The organism is Mycobacterium sp. NGS66, from assembly GCF_059812225.1.
In genome coordinates this window covers 860,159-878,189 of sequence record NZ_JCALCG010000001.1, presented here as the reverse complement: position 1 = coordinate 878,189, position 18,031 = coordinate 860,159, and the positions used below count along the sequence as shown (strand labels likewise).

At 64.5% G+C, this 18,031-nt stretch carries 16 protein-coding genes and 1 pseudogene; 4 read left to right on the top strand and 13 right to left on the bottom strand.

What is annotated here, in order from left to right; genetic code table 11:
• Positions 1–75: 75 nt before the first annotated feature.
• The 3 genes from AC5Y2L_RS04255 to AC5Y2L_RS04245 form a co-directional block, all read right to left on the bottom strand.
• A complete protein-coding gene (locus AC5Y2L_RS04255) occupies positions 76–1,182 on the bottom strand; it encodes an NDMA-dependent alcohol dehydrogenase (RefSeq protein ID WP_499936464.1) in 1,107 nt (368 codons plus the stop codon).
• 100 nt (positions 1,183–1,282) lie between these two features.
• On the bottom strand, positions 1,283–1,924 hold the full coding sequence (locus AC5Y2L_RS04250; RefSeq protein WP_499936462.1) for a TetR/AcrR family transcriptional regulator: 642 nt from the start codon (positions 1,922–1,924) through the stop codon (positions 1,283–1,285).
• A 34-nt stretch (positions 1,925–1,958) separates the two neighbouring features.
• Complete coding sequence (locus AC5Y2L_RS04245) at positions 1,959–3,071, bottom strand: adenylate/guanylate cyclase domain-containing protein (protein WP_499936460.1); 1,113 nt, start codon at positions 3,069–3,071, stop codon at positions 1,959–1,961.
• 139 nt (positions 3,072–3,210) lie between these two features.
• Between AC5Y2L_RS04245 and AC5Y2L_RS04240 the strand changes: the two genes are divergently transcribed.
• A complete protein-coding gene (locus AC5Y2L_RS04240) occupies positions 3,211–4,551 on the top strand; it encodes a flavin monoamine oxidase family protein (RefSeq protein ID WP_499936458.1) in 1,341 nt (446 codons plus the stop codon).
• Positions 4,552–4,603: 52 nt separating this feature from the next.
• On the top strand, positions 4,604–4,987 hold the full coding sequence (locus tag AC5Y2L_RS04235; RefSeq protein WP_499936457.1) for a RidA family protein: 384 nt from the start codon (positions 4,604–4,606) through the stop codon (positions 4,985–4,987).
• Here the strand turns inward: AC5Y2L_RS04235 and AC5Y2L_RS04230 are convergent, their stop codons facing one another.
• Positions 4,988–6,235 carry a PucR family transcriptional regulator gene (locus AC5Y2L_RS04230; RefSeq protein ID WP_499936456.1) on the bottom strand — a complete coding sequence of 416 codons (1,248 nt, stop codon included), beginning with the start codon at positions 6,233–6,235 and terminating at the stop codon, positions 4,988–4,990. It lies immediately after the preceding gene.
• 120 nt (positions 6,236–6,355) lie between these two features.
• On the opposite strand from AC5Y2L_RS04230, the gene AC5Y2L_RS04225 reads away from it, so the two are divergent.
• Both AC5Y2L_RS04225 and AC5Y2L_RS04220 read left to right on the top strand, forming a co-directional pair.
• On the top strand, positions 6,356–7,852 hold the full coding sequence (locus AC5Y2L_RS04225; protein WP_499936454.1) for a flavin-containing monooxygenase: 1,497 nt from the start codon (positions 6,356–6,358) through the stop codon (positions 7,850–7,852).
• Positions 7,853–7,867: 15 nt separating this feature from the next.
• Positions 7,868–8,857 carry an alpha/beta hydrolase gene (locus AC5Y2L_RS04220; RefSeq protein WP_499936453.1) on the top strand — a complete coding sequence of 330 codons (990 nt, stop codon included), beginning with the start codon at positions 7,868–7,870 and terminating at the stop codon, positions 8,855–8,857.
• 94 nt (positions 8,858–8,951) lie between these two features.
• On the opposite strand, the gene AC5Y2L_RS04215 is transcribed toward AC5Y2L_RS04220, so the two are convergent.
• From AC5Y2L_RS04215 to AC5Y2L_RS04175, 9 genes and pseudogenes are all read right to left on the bottom strand, one after another.
• Positions 8,952–11,189 carry an NADP-dependent isocitrate dehydrogenase gene (locus AC5Y2L_RS04215; protein ID WP_499936451.1) on the bottom strand — a complete coding sequence of 746 codons (2,238 nt, stop codon included), beginning with the start codon at positions 11,187–11,189 and terminating at the stop codon, positions 8,952–8,954.
• A 127-nt stretch (positions 11,190–11,316) separates the two neighbouring features.
• On the bottom strand, positions 11,317–11,694 hold the full coding sequence (locus AC5Y2L_RS04210) for a type II toxin-antitoxin system VapC family toxin (RefSeq protein ID WP_499936449.1): 378 nt from the start codon (positions 11,692–11,694) through the stop codon (positions 11,317–11,319).
• A complete protein-coding gene (locus tag AC5Y2L_RS04205; protein ID WP_499936448.1) occupies positions 11,691–11,948 on the bottom strand; it encodes a ribbon-helix-helix protein, CopG family in 258 nt (85 codons plus the stop codon). Before AC5Y2L_RS04205 ends, AC5Y2L_RS04210 begins: the two co-directional genes overlap by 4 nt.
• Before the next feature lie 66 nt (positions 11,949–12,014).
• Positions 12,015–12,215, bottom strand: a pseudogene (locus tag AC5Y2L_RS04200) (cytochrome P450); the annotation flags it as partial.
• A 433-nt stretch (positions 12,216–12,648) separates the two neighbouring features.
• Positions 12,649–13,308 carry a hypothetical protein gene (locus tag AC5Y2L_RS04195; RefSeq protein ID WP_499936447.1) on the bottom strand — a complete coding sequence of 220 codons (660 nt, stop codon included), beginning with the start codon at positions 13,306–13,308 and terminating at the stop codon, positions 12,649–12,651.
• A 31-nt stretch (positions 13,309–13,339) separates the two neighbouring features.
• Positions 13,340–14,089, bottom strand: a complete 750-nt coding sequence (locus tag AC5Y2L_RS04190; protein WP_499936445.1) for a PP2C family protein-serine/threonine phosphatase — start codon at positions 14,087–14,089, stop codon at positions 13,340–13,342.
• Positions 14,086–15,429, bottom strand: coding sequence for an aromatic ring-hydroxylating oxygenase subunit alpha (locus AC5Y2L_RS04185; protein ID WP_499936444.1), 1,344 nt, complete (start codon positions 15,427–15,429; stop codon positions 14,086–14,088). The genes AC5Y2L_RS04190 and AC5Y2L_RS04185 overlap by 4 nt, the downstream gene beginning before the upstream one ends.
• Positions 15,430–15,434: 5 nt before the next feature.
• A complete protein-coding gene (locus tag AC5Y2L_RS04180; protein WP_499936442.1) occupies positions 15,435–17,198 on the bottom strand; it encodes an N-acyl-D-amino-acid deacylase family protein in 1,764 nt (587 codons plus the stop codon).
• Positions 17,199–17,574: 376 nt separating this feature from the next.
• The gene (locus AC5Y2L_RS04175; protein ID WP_499936440.1) at positions 17,575–18,030 is read right to left on the bottom strand and encodes an ATP-binding protein; all 456 of its coding nucleotides are present in this window, start codon (positions 18,028–18,030) and stop codon (positions 17,575–17,577) included.
• Position 18,031: the final 1 nt, after the last annotated feature.

Here is an 18,031-nt window from a genome sequence, read left to right as displayed (position 1 = left end):
CCGCCGCGTCGAGCGTGCAACCAGGGCGGAAAAATCGCCAAATTGTCGCCCTCAGAGCACGTTCGGCGGAGTTTCTCAGTGAACGATCACGCCGCGAATGTTCTTGCCGTCCCGCAGGTCCTGGTAGCCCTGGTTGACGTCTTCGAGGCGGTACTTGGTCGTCACGAGTTCGTCGAGCCTGAGCTGGCCGGCGTCGTAGAGCCGCAACAACCGCACGATGTCGTACTGCGGATTCGCGGAACCGAAAAGGGTGCCGCGGATCGTCTTTTCGGTGAGGGTGAGCATCGCACCGGAGACGTGGATCGTCGCCTTTGCGGGGTCGGCGAGACCTACGACGACCACGGCGCCTCCCTTGCCGACGATGTCGAACGCTGCCGAAATCACCTCTTCGTCCACCGTGCCGACGGTCACGATGGCCTGGTCAGCGCCTTGGCCCCAAGACAATTCGCTGACCTTCTCGGCGGCTGCAACGGCATCCGCAAAGGCATGTGTCGCACCGAATTTCAACGCGGTATCACGCTTGAGCGCTATCGGGTCGACGGCGACGACGTACTTGGCGCCGGCGTGCGCCGCGCCCTGAACGGCATTGATCCCGACACCGCCGACGCCATACACCACGGTAATGTCGCCAGGACGGACTGCGCCTGCGTAGGCGGCGCTGCCCCAGCCGGTCGGCACTCCGCAGCCAACCAGGACCGCGGTCTCCAGCGGCAGCCAGTCGTCGATCTTGACCACCGAGTGCTGTGAGATCGTCGCCTTCTTGGCGAACGTCCCCAGCATGCACATCGCACCGAAATCCTGTCCACCGCCGTGGAATCGGAACGACCCGTCGGGCATGCAACCCTCGAGGATAGTGGCGCCCATGTCGCACAAACTTTGCCTGCCGGTCGAGCAATACCGGCAGTGACCGCAGCTGGGGATGAAGCTGCACACCACGTGGTCGCCGGGCTTGACCTTGGTGACACCGGGTCCGACGTCCTCGATGATGCCGGCACCCTCGTGGCCGCCGACGATCGGGAAACGTGGTGGCAGGTCGCCGTCGGTGAGGTGCAGGTCGGAGTGACACAGGCCGGCCGCGGTGTAGTTGATCAGCACCTCGCCTTCACGGGGACCGTCGAGGTCGAGTTCCATGATCTCGAAGGGCTTTCCCACCCCGAAAAGTACTGCGGCTGTGGTCTTCACCGGCACTCCTAACTGCGACGTGCGCCGAGCCCGCCGTGAGCAAAACCGATCTCAAATCGAGTTCGATACTAGGGCGGTCAGCTGCGGCTGTCAATGGCCCTTACCGCTGCCGCCTGGCCTTAGCTGCATATGTCTCGAGATACGCGGTGAGGAGACGGCGCGCCTCGTCAATCGTGGTGTCGTCACCGGTCGGGGACCGCCGAAACGCGACATCGAAGAGTCGGTTGCCAGCCTCGAAGGCCAACTGGACGACCAGCTGCGGAGTGTCGCCGCGGATGAGGTTTTGCTCGATGAGAAAGCCCCAGAACTGCTTTGCCTGCGACTCGTCGAAGGCGAGCGCCGTTTCGTTGAGCGTCGGGGTGCGGCCCGCGAACCACAGCTGGACAAAGTCGGGGTGCTCGCGAAAATAGGTGAGATAGGGATCGATGACTGCGTCGACGGCGTCGCGCAGTTTGCGCAACTTGGAGCGGTGCACCGACGCGGAGATGCGGGCGTCGAGCTCACGTAGATGACGCTGCACGAGCTCGGCATCAACCTGATGCCGGTCGGAAAAGTAGTGATACAGCGAAGCTGTCGGGATGCCAGCGTGCTCACCGATCGCTTTCAAAGTGGCTGCCTCGTAACCTTGTTCGGCGAGCAGCGTCTCGGCGGCGTCAAGAATTGCTTGCACTCGCTCGACCCCGCGGCGCTGCTTCGCGGCCGAGCGGGGAGGCGTGGAGGATGTTGGCTGATTATCGAACACGATTCGGGATCGTATCAACCTTTGGTCGGTCCCGTCAGTGGTCGGCACGTTCGACCCGGAAGAGCTTGACTTCGGCACGCACGCCTTTGAGCCGTCGAGCACCGATCGAAACCCATTGAAAATTACTGTCACTGCCGACCGCATCACGCGTCGACTCGGCAGCTAGTACCGTTCCCGGGTGTGCGCTGGCGGTGACCCGGCTGGCCAGGTTGACCGGACTGCCGAACCAGTCGCCAGCCCGGCTGATTGCTGACCCGGAGGCCACTCCAATTCTCAAGGGCGGCAGGTCGTTTGCGGCTTCAGCCGCGAGATCCAGCACCGCCTGAAGCAGTGGCGCGGGCTCCGGACAAACCAACATCACGGCGTCGCCGATCGACTTGACGAACCGGACGGGTGTTAGCGCCACGTCGTGGGCGATATCGGCGAGCCGGGTGGCCACGCGTTCCAGGTCTTGCGCGGGCAGCGCCTCGCCGAGCTGGGTGAAGCCGGCCACATCCGCGAAGGCGACGGTGACCAGACGGGCACCCGGCAATGTTCCCGCGGCGCGTTCCGCCGCGTTCACGGCCTCGGTCTCAACCGAATGCCGGATTTCCATTCGCATCAGGTCGTCCATCATCGGTGCCAGCAGCGGAACCGCGATCTTCGCCAGTTGCTCGGTCGCTTGGGCCAGCTCGATCTCGGAAGCACCCGGCCGCAGCAGGGTCTTGAGCGCCGCCTCACGCATCATTGCGGCGGCGTGCCCCAAACTTTCCACCAGCACCCGCATGACGGCAACCGCGTCGTCGGGGTCATAGCCGATATCCAGAAAGACTTTGGCGTGTTTCACCGCCTCGGCGTCCGCCCGCGGCAAGACGGCAGCGTCCGGATCGTCGATCCGCGGCAGGCCAATGGCCCGTTGCATACGCTGCAGCACACTGAGTTCGATACCGGTGGACTCGCAGATTTCGCGCGCAGATACCAGCGTCCCGTCGTCGCCGAGGACGCGGTAGGCGGGCAGCATCATGGGCGCGGCCGCCGATGCGCGAATGTGCTCGAGAGTGAACCCGCGATCGAGTAACCAGGCGATCAGCTCTTCGCGGTCTTGACGTGCGGCACCGTCGAGTCCGTCGAGCAGACCTGACGCTTCCATATCGACGTCTGACGCCATGCGTTCAACCTATTGCCTCGGGTTCTGACGCACTCTCGCATTGACAGTTGACAGCGCTCACAACCTACCATAAATTCAAACACGATTCGGAATCGAGTTTCGACGCGTGGACCCGCGCCGTACACGAACGGAGAAGACGATGGTCGAGAACTATGACGTGGCGGTGATCGGCGCCGGCTTCGCGGGCCTTATCGCTGCGCGCGACCTCAGCGTTCAGGGCTACTCGGTGATCCTCCTCGAAGCGCGCGACAGGATCGGCGGTCGCACTTACACGGGTGAGGCTTTCGGTCGTCAGGTCGAGTTCGGTGGCACCTATGTGCACTGGACTCAGCCGAACATGTGGCACGAGCTTCAGCGCCACCACATACCACTAGCGGTGCCGCTGGAACCCGCCAAGGTCTACTGGCTCGCCGACGGTGCCACACATTCCGGTACGCCGGAGAAGTACGGCGCGGCCGTGGCACCGCTGATCGGTCGATACTTCGCCGACGCTCGGGCACAGTTTCCGCTGCCCTTCGACGTGAACGCGGTCGATACCAGCGCCATCGAGCAGGAAACTCTCGAAGACCGGCTCAACTCGCTGCAGCTCTCGGCATATGAGAGAGACTTGCTGGACGGGGCGATGGCCGCGCTGGTCACCGACTACAAGGCGCACGGTGTCGCGCAGTTGTTAGCTTGTGTCGCAACTTATTTCGGACACTGGGAGGCCTTCTTCGAAACCGCCGGCACTTGGCCGATCGAGGGAGGAACCAAGCGGCTGGTCGATGCCATCCTCGCCGAATCGAACGCCGAGCTGCGGCTGTCCACACCGGTAGTTTCCGTCGAGGACGACGGCTCCGGCGTCACCGTGGCGACGCGGTCCGATGACCGGATCCACGCCCGCGCCGCCGTCGTCGCTTTGCCGCTCAACACATTGAGTGACATAGCCATTACCCCCGATGTGCCGCCGGCCGCGCGCACCATGATCGACGAGAAGAACCCGATCATGGGTTCCAAGATCTGGGTGCGGGCCAAGGGTGAAATCGAACCCTTTCAGGCCGTGGCTCCGGTAGGGAAGAATCCGGTCAATGCTGCCCGAGTCGAGTACCACGCCGACGGCGACACGTTCATCATGTGCCTGTGTTCCAACGCCGCTGCCATCGACGCTGCCGACCGGGAGGCTGTGCAACGAGCGCTACGTTCATTCGTCCCCGACATCGAAGTTGTCGAGACGGCCTGCCACGACTGGACCACCGACGAGTTCTCCAAGGGAGGATTCATGCTGCACCGGCCGGGCCACTTCACCACCGGCGCTGTCGAGCTGCGCAAGCCGCACGGACGAATCCATTTCGCCGGCAGTGATATCGCAGGGATGGATGCCGGCGCGATCGAAGGCGCCATGGATACCGGCGCACACGCGGCGCGAAACGTCGCGGCGGTGTTGGGTCGTGGCACGGGACCGACCCGAGTGCGCTCAACGACCCTCGCTGAAACCCGGTGACCCCTACCGGCCCAGCCATTTCGCCCAACCCCGCTGATTTGGAGGCGCTGCCATGAGAGAAGTCATCCCGGCGTGGATGAAGCCGATATACGACGCTTATCATTTCGCGCCAGCGGTGATCGACGGCGATTACCTCCGGTGTTCGGGAATGATCGGTTTCCGGCCTGACCTGAGCGTGCCGGACGAGCCGACGGCACAGTTCACACTGGCTTTCGAGAACCTGCGCGGACTACTGGAAGAGGCGGGCCTGACGCTGGCGAACGTCACGGAGATGACCACCTACCACGTCGGTCTGCGCGACCACTTGCAGGCATTCACCGCGGTCAAGGACAAGTTCATGCCCGCGCCCTATGCGGCGTGGACCGCCGTCGGGATCTCCGAATTGGCCGCTCCGGGAGCGCTTGTCGAGATCCAGGTCCTGGCACGGCTGACGTGATCATGCCCGAGTAAGGACGCGGGGGCCGATCTGATGAGTGAGTTCGAGAGCAAGTTCGATCGCGAGCTGGCGCTCACCCGGCCGGTGACCCAGTATCTCCGTCGCGCGTGCGACTCGCTGCAACACCGTGTTGCGGTGGGTGTGCAGGCGGGCAGCTGCGCGTGGCGCGTTCTCGGCTTCGTCGAGAAACACCCGCAGGGTTTCCCGAAGGCGCGCGGCGTCGGGTGTGTCCGCGGCAAGGGGGCCCAGCGTCGTGGCCACGAATTCGGCTGCGCGATGGCGGTTTTGAGCAGCCAGTGCAGTGACTTCCAGGTCGTGGTAAAAAGCCAGCCGCGCGCCGCCCGGGTGCCCGACGAGCAGGTTTTGGATGGCGAGCGCCGCATCGTGAGAGCGGCGAAACCCGCTGATGCCCGGCCGAGCCGGGCCCACAGCGACCCGGACATTGGGTTGCGCGTTGTCGATGGCACCACGCAATTTTTCGAGCGGGGGATCGGCGTCCGTACCCAGCCACGCCCAGAGCGCGGACGCTCCGACCGAGAGCGTGAGCGGGGAGCGTGCGCCGGCGGCGCGCGCCAAGTTGGCGGCCGCGGTCTCCAGAGCGCCCTGGACCTCCCCCGGCGATTGGGCCCACAGGATCAACGCGGTGTGGCGCCGAGAGAGGTCGTATCCCAGTCGTTCGCTGGCCCGGCGGCTGTCGAGCGGGGCACCGTCGAGGATCAGCCGAATTGTTTCGGCGCGACGCGCCGGAGCGCCACCGAGCACCTCCTCGCGCTCTCGTTGCGCGGCGGCGATCACGCAGGCGATCACGTGGTCGACGTACTCGAACATGCGCTGGGAGGCGATTTCGATCAGCTGCACCAGCGGGGGACCCGGTGGGGCGACGCGCGTGGCGTGCGCCATGAAGTGCCGCCAGGCGACGTTTTGTCCGCGGCGGTACGACTGGAAGATCGTGTCGAGGTCCATGCCGCGCCGACCAACCGTACGAGCGACGTCCAGCGCCTCCGGAGGAACGTCAATGGGTGCAGTCCTGCCGTCGCGGCGGGCGAACGTGGTCAGCAGGCGCGCGGCGTTGGCGCGGTTGCTCGCCGACATGTCCGCCACGATCGCCGCGTCGGCGCCCATCGCGGGGCTGAGTTCCAGCTCCGCGGCATCCATCTCGGCGACGAGGTGATCCAGGTCGGCCAGCATCAAGTCGGCTACCTCGCCCATCAGCTCGACGATCTGGGACGGCGGCGGGTCGCCAGGCATGCATCGAGTGTGCCACCGCACATATACTGCCGCCAAGACTAGGCGGCAAGACATATTGAAAGACAGTCGGCGGCCGTAGCGTCACAACGCAGAAGCCCCAGCCAGGCTAGGAGACATCCAGTGACGGTTACAGAGAACCACGTGCAGGCAACAGATTTCGACGTCCTGATCGTCGGGGCCGGAATTTCGGGAATCGGCGCGGCATATCACCTCAAGACCCGCCGCCCCGGCACGTCGTTCGCGGTCCTGGAGGGACGCGACTCGATCGGCGGCACGTGGAGCCTGTTCCAGTACCCAGGCATCCGGTCGGACTCGGACATGCCCACCTTCGGCTACAGCTTCAAACCCTGGACACACCGCAAGTCCATCGCCGACGGGCACATCATCATGGACTACCTGCAGCAGACGGTCTCCGAGAACGGACTGGCCGAGCACATTCGTTTCGGTTATCGGGTGCAACGGGCGGATTTTGACTCGTCGGAGGGGCGGTGGACGGTCACCGCCCAGTCCGGCAGCGACACCACGACTTTCACGGCCCGATTCCTCTTCATGGGTACCGGCTACTACGACTACGAGGCCGGCTATACCCCCGAGTTCAGCGGTGTCGAGGACTTTGAGGGCCAGGTCATCCATCCCCAGCACTGGCCGGAGGATCTGGACTACAGCGGCAAGCGCGTCGTCGTAATCGGCAGCGGCGCAACGGCCGTCACGCTGATCCCGTCGATGGCCGACAAGACCAGCCACATCACGATGCTGCAGCGCTCACCAAGCTATGTGTTCTCGATCCCGGCCGAGGACGCAATCGCCAACACGCTGAACAAGCTGCTCGGCCATGACCGCGCATACCAGGTTGTCCGGCGCAAAAACATCGCGCTGGCCCGCGGGATGTTCAAGGCCTGCAAGCGCGCTCCGAAACTGATGCGCAGGCTGCTGATCGCCAACGTGGCGCGCCAATTGCCCAAGCATTTCGATGTCGATACCCATTTTTCCCCGCGCTACGACCCGTGGGACCAGAGGCTGTGCATGGTGCCCAACGGCGACCTGTTCAAGACGATCTCGTCCGGCAAAGCCTCCATCGTGACCGACCGCATCGTGCGCTTCACCAAAACGGGCCTGCTGCTGGAGTCGGGCCAGGAGTTGGCCGCCGACATCATCGTCACCGCGACCGGCCTCAACATGTGTGCCTTCGGGAAGATCCAGCTCAGTGTCGATGGCAAGCCGGTGCATCTGCCCGATAAGACGATCTACAAGGCGATGATGCTCTCCGGGGTCCCCAACCTGGCGTTCGCGGTCGGCTACACCAACATCTCCTGGACACTCAAGGTGGATCTGGTCTGCGAGCATTTCTGCCGACTGCTCGACTACATGGACGAGCACGGCTACGCCATTGTCGAACCGGTACTAGATGATCCGAATATGGAGCGGGTTCCGGCGATGGACATGAGTTCGGGCTATGTCCAGCGGGGGATTGCCAAGTTCCCGCGGGGAGGGACCCGCGGCCCATGGGCTTTCAAGCACGCTTACGAAATGGACGCCGAGCGGCTGCGCGAGGGCCCGGTCGAGGACGAGGCGCTGAGATTTACCCCGGCCAAGCCGGCTGTGCTGGCGTCGATTTAACGGAGAGGGAGCGAGATGAAAGAACTCACCTTCCCGAGCCACGGCGTCAGCTGCGCCGCCTGGCACATCCCCGCCCGCACCGACGCATTGGCCGGTGCAGCCGGCCGGCCCTGCGTGGTCATGGGCAACGGCTTCGGCGCAACCCGAGACACCGGTTTGCTCGACTTCGCCGAACCTTTCGCCGAGGCGGGCATCGACGCATTCATCTTCGACTACCGCGGCTACGGGGACTCCGAAGGCGAGCCGCGACAACATGTTTCGGTGCGCCGTCAGCGGCAGGACTACCATGCGGCGATCGCGGCCGCCCGGCATCTGCCCGGCATCGATCTGGACCGAGTCGCGTTGTGGGGCACCTCGTACGCCGGCGGACATGTCATCGCGGTCGCGGCTCAGGACCGCCGTGTCGCGGCGATCATCTCGATGAATCCCGCCACCGACGGGCTGGCCGCGCTGGCGCAGCTGGCGAGCTACGCGGGCGTCGGCCCACTGCTGCGGGTGGTCGCCCACGGCTTACGCGACGTTGGTCAGGCCGTGACCAAGCGCCCGCCCCATCACATCCCCGTGGTCGCACAGCCGGGCTCGTTGGCCGCCATCACCACTCCCGGTGCCGAGGAGGCCTACACCGCGATGGCCGGTCCGACCTGGCGCAACGAAATCTGCGCCCGCACCGCGCTCGCCGTCGGTTTCAACCGGCCGGTCACCCAGGCCAGTCGTCTGGCGTGCCCGATCCTGGTGCAGGTCGGCACCAACGACCGCGTCGCACCGCCGAACGCAGCGCGCCGAGCCGCCAAGAAGGCCGGCTACTGGACGCACCTGTGCGAGTACCCGATTGACCACTTCGACTTCTACCAGCAACCGTGGCAGCAGCAGGTGCTCGCGGACCAGCTCGAGTTCCTCACCCGTGTCCTCGAGCCCAGGCGTGCCGCCGACGTTCATCTGCGAAGCGCGGCCGAGCCGTTGCGGACCGGCCGGCTGGTCGTCAAGCTGCCCTGGCTGATTTCCTGAGCTGTCTCGAGTCTGCGAGCAGGGATTCGATCCTGCGCGTAGGGCGTGATTCGGGCCGAAACTCGCGCCCTCACCGCAGTTTCGATGCACGGAGTCAGCCGTTCGCATCCGCCAATGCGTCGTTGAAGGTCTTGCTCGGCCGCATCACCGCCGTGAGCTTGTCGGGATCCGGGTAGTAGTAGCCGCCGATGTCGACCTCTTCGCCCTGTACCTCGTTGAGTTCGGCCACGATGGTTTCCTCGTTCTTGGCCAAGGCGTCGGCGAGCCGAGCGAAGTGCTCGGCGAGTTCTTTGTCGTCGGTCTGGGCGGCAAGCTCCTGCGCCCAATACAAAGCGAGGTAGAACTGGCTGCCCCGGTTGTCGAGCTCGCCGGCCTTGCGCGAGGGGCTCTTGTCGTTCTCCAGCAGCTTGCCGATCGCGGCATCCAGCGTCTTGCCCAGGATCTTGGCCCGCGCGTTGTCGGTCTTGATGCCGATGTCCTCGAAACAGGCGCCTAGCGCGAGGAACTCACCGAGCGAATCCCAGCGCAGGTGGTTCTCCTCCACCAGTTGGTGGACGTGCTTGGGCGCCGAACCACCCGCACCGGTCTCGTACATTCCGCCGCCGGCCATCAGCGGGACAATGGACAGCATCTTGGCGCTGGTGCCCAACTCCAAGATGGGGAACAGATCGGTCAGGTAGTCGCGCAGGATGTTGCCCGTCGCGGCGATGGTGTCCAGCCCACGGATCAGGCGTTCGAGCGTGTAACGCATGGAACGCACCTGCGACATGATCTGGATGTCCAGGCCCTCGGTGTCGTGATCCTTCAAGTAGGTGGTGACCTTCTTGATCAGCTCGTTCTCGTGTGGACGGTAGGGGTCCAGCCAGAACAGCACCGGCATGCCGGAGTTTCGGGCCCGGGTGACCGCCAGCTTGACCCAGTCGCGGATCGGCGCGTCCTTCACGATGGGCATGCGCCAGATGTCGCCGGTCTCGACGTTCTGGGTCAGCAGCACTTCACCGGTGTCGATGTCCACGATGTTGGCGACGCCGTCCTCGGGGATCTCGAATGTCTTGTCGTGCGACCCGTATTCCTCGGCCTTCTGCGCCATCAGCCCGACGTTGGGCACGGTGCCCATCGTCCTGGGGTCGAAGGCGCCGTTGGTTTTGCAGAAGTTGATGAGTTCCTGGTAGATGCGGGAAAAGGTGGACTCCGGCATGACCGCCTTGGTGTCCTTGGGGCGCCCGTCGGCGCCGTACATCTTGCCGCCGGCGCGAATCATCGCGGGCATCGAAGCGTCCACGATCACGTCACTGGGCGAGTGGAAGTTCGTGATCCCCTTCGCCGAATCCACCATGGCCAGTTCGGGACGGTGTTCGTGGCAGGCGTGCAGGTCCCGGACGATCTCGTCGTGCAGGGAGGCCGGTAGGGACTCGATTTTGTTGTAGAGATCGACCATGCCGTTGTTGACGTTGACGCCCAGTTCGTCCAGCACCTTCTGATGCTTGGCAAAGGCGTCTTTGTAGAAGACCTTCACGGCGTGGCCGAACACGATGGGGTGGCTGACCTTCATCATCGTGGCTTTGACGTGCAGTGAGAACATCACGCCGGTTTTGCGGGCGTCCTCCATCTGCTCTTCGTAGAACTCACACAAAGCCTTCTTGCTCATGAACATGCTGTCGATGATGTCGCCCTCGTCGAGCTCCACCTTGGGCTTGAGCACGAGGGTTTTGCCGCTCTTGGTGACAAGTTCCATCTTCACGTTGCGCGCGCGGTCCAGAGTCATCGACTTCTCGCCGTGATAGAAGTCGCCGTGCTTCATGGTTGCCGCGTGGGTGCGCGACGCCATCGACCACTCGCCCATGCTGTGCGGGTGCTTGCGCGCGTACTCCTTGACCGCCTTGGGCGCACGACGGTCCGAGTTACCTTCCCGCAGCACCGGATTCACCGCGCTGCCAAGGCATTTGGCGTAGCGCTCCTTGATTTCCTTTTCCTCGTCCGTCTTCGGGTTCTGCGGGTAGTCCGGGAGCTTGTAGCCCTTGCCCTGCAGTTCCTTGATGGCGGCCACCAGCTGCGGCACCGATGCGCTGATGTTGGGCAGCTTGATGATGTTGGTGTCCGGCAGTTGCGTCAGGCGGCCCAGTTCGCCGAGGTTGTCCGGCACGCGCTGGTCTTCATCCAGGTAGTCGGGGAACTCCGCCAAGATGCGCGCCGCCAGCGAGATGTCGCTGGTCTTGATCTTGATACCGGCCGGCTCAGTGAAGGCCCGCAGGATCGGCAGAAAGCCGTAGGTCGCCAGCAACGGCGCCTCGTCAGTCAGCGTGTAGATGATGGTCGGCTGCTCGTCGCTCATGGCGGTTCTCCCGGCGTCGCTGTCGTGGATTTGAGGCGCTTTGCGTTAACGGGTTCCAGTATCGCCGTTCCGTGATCTCGACAGCTGCCCGGGCGGGTTACCGGCGCCATCGGCCGCCGCCAACCAATCAATACGGAGGCTCAAGCTCGGTGAACATCGGGAAGTGCCGCACATTTGTTGTCAACAGGTCAGCCCCGACGACGACCGCGGTCGCGGCGATCAGGTAGTCGACAGCACCGATTCCGCTGTGACTCTTTCGGTATCGCTGGGCAAGTCGTCCAGCGACGCGGGCTACGTCCTCCGTGACGTCAGCCCACTGCAAGGCAGAACAGAAGTCCTCAAGAGCCCCGAGCTCCCTTTCTCGTACGCCGGCGAGGAGCTCGAATCGGACCAGTTCGCTGGCCGCTATGTCCTCACCGTTGTCGATCAACGTCGCGAGCAGATCGACGGCTGCGGGCTCGCCCCGCAAGTGGTCCACAGCGATCGTGGTGTCGATCAGCTTCACGCCAGACCGAGCTGGCTCAAGCGCTTGTTGAGGTCGCCGCGAACGGCGTCGACGTAGTCGGCGCCGGTGAACTCCCGTCCCCGCCAGGAGCCCGCGCTGCGCTTCAGGGCTGCCGCGCGCTCTTTATTGCTCCGGCTTCCGTAGGTGGTGCGAATTGCCCGACGAATCAGCTCTGACCTGGACGCGCCACTTTCCTTGGCAGCGTACTCAAGGAGTTGGACCTCTTCATCGCCAAGGATGATCTGCGTCCGCATGACATCATCATACATCTAGTAATGTATCACGGTCTCGAAGTGGATTCGTTGCTGGGAGCGGTTGGTTCAGTTGTCGCGGTCGAATTGGACCGGAAGGGTGATAGGTCCGCCCAGCGCGTTCACGGGTTTCCACGGAGCGGGCCCGGTGCGACGAACGCTGGGCATCCGCCGTGTCATAACCGTCAGCGCTTCGGCCAGCTCGAGACGCGCGAGATTGGCGCCGAGGCACCCGGAATCGAGGATCGCGTAGGGCGGTGCGGACGAGATCGTAGGTCAGCAATTCGGGCCCGTATGGTCCGATGGCAATCGGAGACTTGTCTCGGGCCTGGCTGATGATCTTATGGGCTTCGTCGGGATGTTGAGCTTGTCCGTAGTTGATAGTCGGTAGCCCGGCTTCGAAAACACTCGGGCAGTCCGAACCTTCTACGGCGACGGTCACGATGGTCCTCCTCAGTCGATTCTTTGACTCGACTGTGGCGTTTCAGGAGCGGCAGACCATCGGGCAGAACTCGGAAATGAACTCCGGTGGCATCCACGCGGCGACCGAAGCGTTGATTTTGCGGCTATGGGACAAAGTCTGGCCTGGCTTCCCGCGTCCAGCTCGCGCAAGAGGCAGCCCGCCACACCTGAACCATGCCGAGCAGACGCAAAATCGCCCAATTACGGGCCCTGAATGGGGATTTTGCGTCTGCTCGCCGGATCAAGGTTCCACCGAAATACGAAGCGACGCCGTGGGACTGGTGCCGATCGGGTTGTGGGTAGCGACGTCGGTCCTGGTCACGTGGATGGCGCCCTCGCCCTTGCTGACGGTGAAATCCTGCTTGGCGTCGAGCTGCATCTCGAGCTCGTAGGTGACGACCTGACCACCATGCTTCACCTCGAACGGCGGAACCAGGGTCTGCAGAATGAAGTCCATTCCGCCCGCCTCGCGGACGTATGGCGCGGGCACCCACGTTTTGGTGTTCGGGTCGAGCATGCGCATAGCACCTTTAGGCATCATGTGTTGCTCCGGCGAGCCGCACGAACAGTGGCCCAGGGACACAACGAGGCCCACCTGCGTCATGTCGTTGGCAGTGGTGTTGAGCAGCGTGATGCCGAAGCGCAGCGGAGGCCCGCCAGGCCGGACCGTAGTGCCCTCTTGCGGATATATGGTGATCTGCAGTCCATCGGCCTTTCCGGTACGGCTCGGATCGCTGGCGGCCGGCGCGGCGGACGAGCTGGACGACGCCTGACTCGACGCGGATGCGGATGGTGTCTGCGGAATGGAGCTGCCGGAACTGATCGGGTGTCCTGAGGTGGAACAGCCGACCAGCGCCAGCGCTATACCGACAGAAGCCGCCACGCGGTTGTCAATCACCATGGGTGTTCCTTTATTTGGCTGCGCTGCAACACTATTGCCCGATCTCGGCTATGTCGATGACCACAGCGGTGATGTTGTCCGGACCGCCCGCGTCCTTTGCGGCGTCGATCAGCGCCGCGCACGCGTCCTCAGGATCATGATGCGAATCCAGTAACTGCGCCATGGACGATTCGTCGACGACGCCATGCAGGCCGTCGCTGCACAGCAGGATCCGATCACCGGGAAGTAGCTGCACGGCCGCGGTATCCGGCAGCGCCCGCGGTCGCATCGCAATGTGGCGGGTAATGATGTTTCGGCCGGGGTGTTCCTTGGCGTCCTCGACCGTAAGCTCGCCGGCGTCGATCAATTCCTGGACCAGGCTGTGATCGCGGGTGAGACGCTCTAGCTCCTGGTTGCGGTGGAGGTATGCGCGGCTGTCGCCGAGGTGAGCAACCAAAGCGCGCGATCCCGAAACGACCACCGCGACCAGGGTGCTGTTGGCGCCGGCCACCCGCGGATCGGCGTTGGCGTAAGCGCGAAAGTCAGCGCAGAACTCCGTCACAGCGCGGCCCAGCGACTCGGAGGCCGTCGAGGCGTCGTCGCCCGCGGCTAAATGGCGAGCCACATATGTCGGCAGCAGCTCGACCACCAGGCGAGCGGCCAGCGCGCCGTCAGTACTGCAGGCCACGCCGTCGGCAACGATGAATAAGGACTGTTCGGTATCGGCGCCCCAGCAGTCCTGGTTGTTGGTCCGTAGACAACCGATGTCGCTGAGACCGGCAAACTGCAAACGGGTTGTCACGTCGGCCGGCCGGTATCGCCCCCGGTCATTCGCTCCGATTCGGGGAGGTCGAGGTAGCGCTCGAGATTGCGGTGCATGTTGATCACCCGCCGCTCCTCGTTGGATAGCACCAAGTGGGTGAAGCCCGGCTGATGCATGCCGCGCTGCAAACCCGCGAGCACCTGAATGTCCTGGGTGAGCACCAGGCCCGGCTCGGCTTCGCCCGCGGTGGTTCGGACGTCTGTCGGTTTGTTTCGCGGCGCACCCGGCGGCATCCGGGTCATCAGGAACATGACCATCTCGCCGTGATCGGGATCCGGCCCAGGCCGCGAGCACATCACCGTCAGATGATCGGCGTTGGTCAGAAACGTCATGTTGGGGAACACGTTGTACTGGTGTAGCCGGGTGATCCGGTCGGTGTCCGCCCAGTCCAGGTCCACCCCTCGTTGTGCCGCGAACGCCCGGGTGCGGGCCGCAATCAGGTCTTGCACGGTCTGTCCCGGCCGGCGTTCGTCGGCGGGGAACGGTGTGCCTTCCGGTGCACCCATGAGCAGGCCCTGCGTGTAAACGTAAGCGTCCCAAACCTCTTCGTCGGTCAACGCACCGTCAAAGCGTGGACTCTGCACACCGTAAGGCTGGTCCGACTTGCCGGTGTGACCCCAAATCCGTTGTGGCGCATGGATATCGTCCACACAACGCAACAGTTCGGGATGCAGCGTCTGGATATGGTAGGTCTCGCTGTAGCCGTCGGCGATCGTCTTCCAGTTCGCGTTCACCTCGATGGTCAGCGTGGCATAGCAACGGAAGTCGCTCAGATTGGTCCAGGCCACGTCCTCTGGAATGCCTTCCAGGTACTCGAGCAACGGCATCGAGCCCAGATCGAGGTTGACGAAGACGAGCCCTTCCCAGCTGTCCACCCGCACCGGCACCAGCGGGAAGTCGGACATTCGTAGTGCGCCAAAGCCTTTGCGGTTGGGCACCCGCTTGAGGGCGCCGGCCAGGTCCCAGGTCCAGCCGTGGTAACCGCACTTGAGTTCACGCAGGCCCGAACCCGACCCCACGCACACCGAGTTGCCGCGATGGCGACACGCGTTCTGAAACGCGCGCAGCACGCCGTCGTCACCGCGAACAATCAGCACTCCATATGGGCCGCAACGGTATTCGAAGTAGTCACCCGGTTCGGCGACATGGTCGCCCGTGCAGGCGATCTGCCACACCTTCGGCCACATCCGCTCAAACTCGAGCGCAGCGAACGCCGGAGAGTAATAGCGTTCGGCCGGCACCAGCGTCGGGCTTTCCGGCGGTGTGCCGATCGCGTCCTCGTCACGGGTACGGGCCGGATTGCCCGCGGTGGCGGTCATGTGGCTTAGCGGGCGCCGCGCACCAGGCGGCCGGGACGGGCCCCGGTGTCGACATCGTTGCGACGGGTCACCGTTCCGCTGACGATGGTCGCCGCGTATCCGCTTGCACCCTGCAGGATTCGGTTTCCACCGGCGGGCAGGTCGAAGGCCATCGCCGCGGGGTGCAGCGTCAGCGCGTCCATGTCGATCACGTTGATATCGGCCTTCTTACCGGGCTCGATCGTGCCGCGGTCGGTCAGGCCGAACAGGTGTGCCGTGTCGCGAGACTGCTTGCGGATCACGTATTCCAGTGAGAGCTTGTCGCCTCGCTTCCGGTCCCGAGCCCAGTGTGTGAGCAGGAAGGTGGGATAGGAGGCGTCGCAGATCATCCCGCAGTGGGCGCCGCCGTCGGACAGGCCGAGCACGCCGGCCGGGTGCAGCATCATCTCGCGGATGGCGTCGCAGTTGCCGTCGGCGTAGTTGAACAGCGGCAGCATGAGCATGGCCGTCGCGTCCGACTCGAGCATGAGGTCGTACAGCGTCGACAGGGGGTCCTCGCCGCGCGCCTTGGCGATGGCCGCGACGGTGCGGTCCGGCGTGGGCTCGTAGTCGGGCGGGTTTCCCAGCGCGTAGAGCCGGCCCAAGGAGTGCTGCACCAACGCGAACATGCCGTCGAACAGCAACGTCGGGTCGGCGGGCAGATCGTCCTCAGCCAGGATCGCGGCCTTCACCGCAGGGTCGGCCAGGCGCTGCGCGAGTTCCTCGCGGCTGCACTCGGCGGCCAGCCGGCGGTAGGTGGGCCGATGGCTGAATCCGTGATGGCCTTGGAAGCCGATCATCATGCCAAACGGGCGGGCCGCGACCTGCGGGTGCAATCGGCTGCCCGCCTCGTGCGCGGCCGCAGAGAGCTCCAGCTGCTCGCGCCACAGGTTGGGGTCCGCGTCGACCTGGATGAGGGCGAACGACACCGGACGGTCGATCTCGGCGCCCAACCGGCGCATCCACTCCAGTTCCTTCTTGGGGGCGACGATGTCTTCTCCCGCGGCTCCCTGCGGCGCCAGCTCGAAGACACCCTGACCACCGGCCGCCATGGCGCGACCGAGGCCGAACAGTTCGTCCTCGGCGGCGAACGTCCCCGGCACGGGTTCGCCGTCCATCGCGCGGTGACCCATCGTGCGTGACGTGGAGAATCCCAGAGCGCCGGCCTCCATTGCTTCGGTGACGAGTCGGCCCATTGCCGCGATGTCGTCGGGCGTGGCCGGCTCGTTCTTGGCGCCGCGCTCGCCCATCGCGTAGGCGCGGATGGCGCCGTGGGCGACCTGGCTGCCCACGTCGATCGCGAATTTCTGCTTGCCGATGGCGTCGAGGTACTCGGGATAGGTTTCCCAGCCCCAGGTGATGCCCTCGGTCAGCGCGGTGCCGGGGATGTCCTCGACCCCCTCCATCAACTCGATCAGCCAGTCCTCGGTGCCGGGCCGGACGGGGGCGAATCCGACGCCGCAGTTGCCGGTGACCACAGTCGTCACGCCGTGCCCGCTCGACGGCTCGAGCAAGCTGTCCCAGCTGACCTGCCCGTCGTAGTGGGTATGGATGTCCACGAAACCGGGGGCCACCACATGTCCGGTCGCGTCGATCGTTTCGGCGGCTTCGGCGGCGTCCAATCCCGCGTCGTCGGTACCGCGTCGGACGACGTCGACGATCTTGCCGTCCTTGATGCCGACGTCAGCGCGGAAACGTTCGGCGCCGGTGCCGTCGACGACAGTGCCACCAATGATTTTCAGATCGAACATTGAATTCCTCCAGGACGGCGAGCCCGGGCTTGGGGGACTATTACGCTACGCCACGTAGCGTATGTATTGACGGTAGGCGTCTCGCTGGGCTGAGTCAATGAATCCTTCGCCCGGCCCGCAGCGGCGTCTCATGCGTCCCGCGAGTCACATCGGAGCTCGCCCGCACGGCTTGGGTGTGAAGGTAGGGCGTTGAGCGTGAAGGTAGGGCGTCGAGCGTGAAGTTAGGGCGTTGGCAGTGAAGCGAGGGCGGACATGTGGCCAGAATCCCGCCGTGGCTTCACCCGCAAAGCCGTGGGTTCACACTCGACGCCGTCGCTTCACACTCAACGCTGACCCGCAACGGCAACGCCGGCCCGCTACGTCGAAAGCCGACGATTCAGGTCGTGGTCTTGGCGCCGGTGAGCCCGTTCCAGGTCAGTCTGACGTTGGTGCCATGAGGTGTGCCGTCGATGACGGCTTCATCGGCGAGCGCCCGCATCAGCGGGATACCGCGCCCCCGGACCCGACATTGTTGGCCTGGCGCGGTCGACGCGGGGACATTGTTGCGCCACCGGCCGCGATCGTTGATGGTGACGGCGAGCGTGTCGGAATCGACGTCGTAGTCCGCGCTGATGTCCATCGTCCCGTGCTGCGCGTCATCGATGTAGGCGAACTCGGCGGCGTTTGCAATCGCTTCGTACACCGCCAGCAGCAGGTCGTTGAACCGTTCGGCGCCGAGGGTGAAATGTCGGTCAAGCCAACTTCCGAACTCGGCTCGGGTCTGAGCGGCGCTGGATGCGTCTGCGGCAATTCGTTTTCGTACGAACCGCGATTGGTCGTCGATGTGAGACACC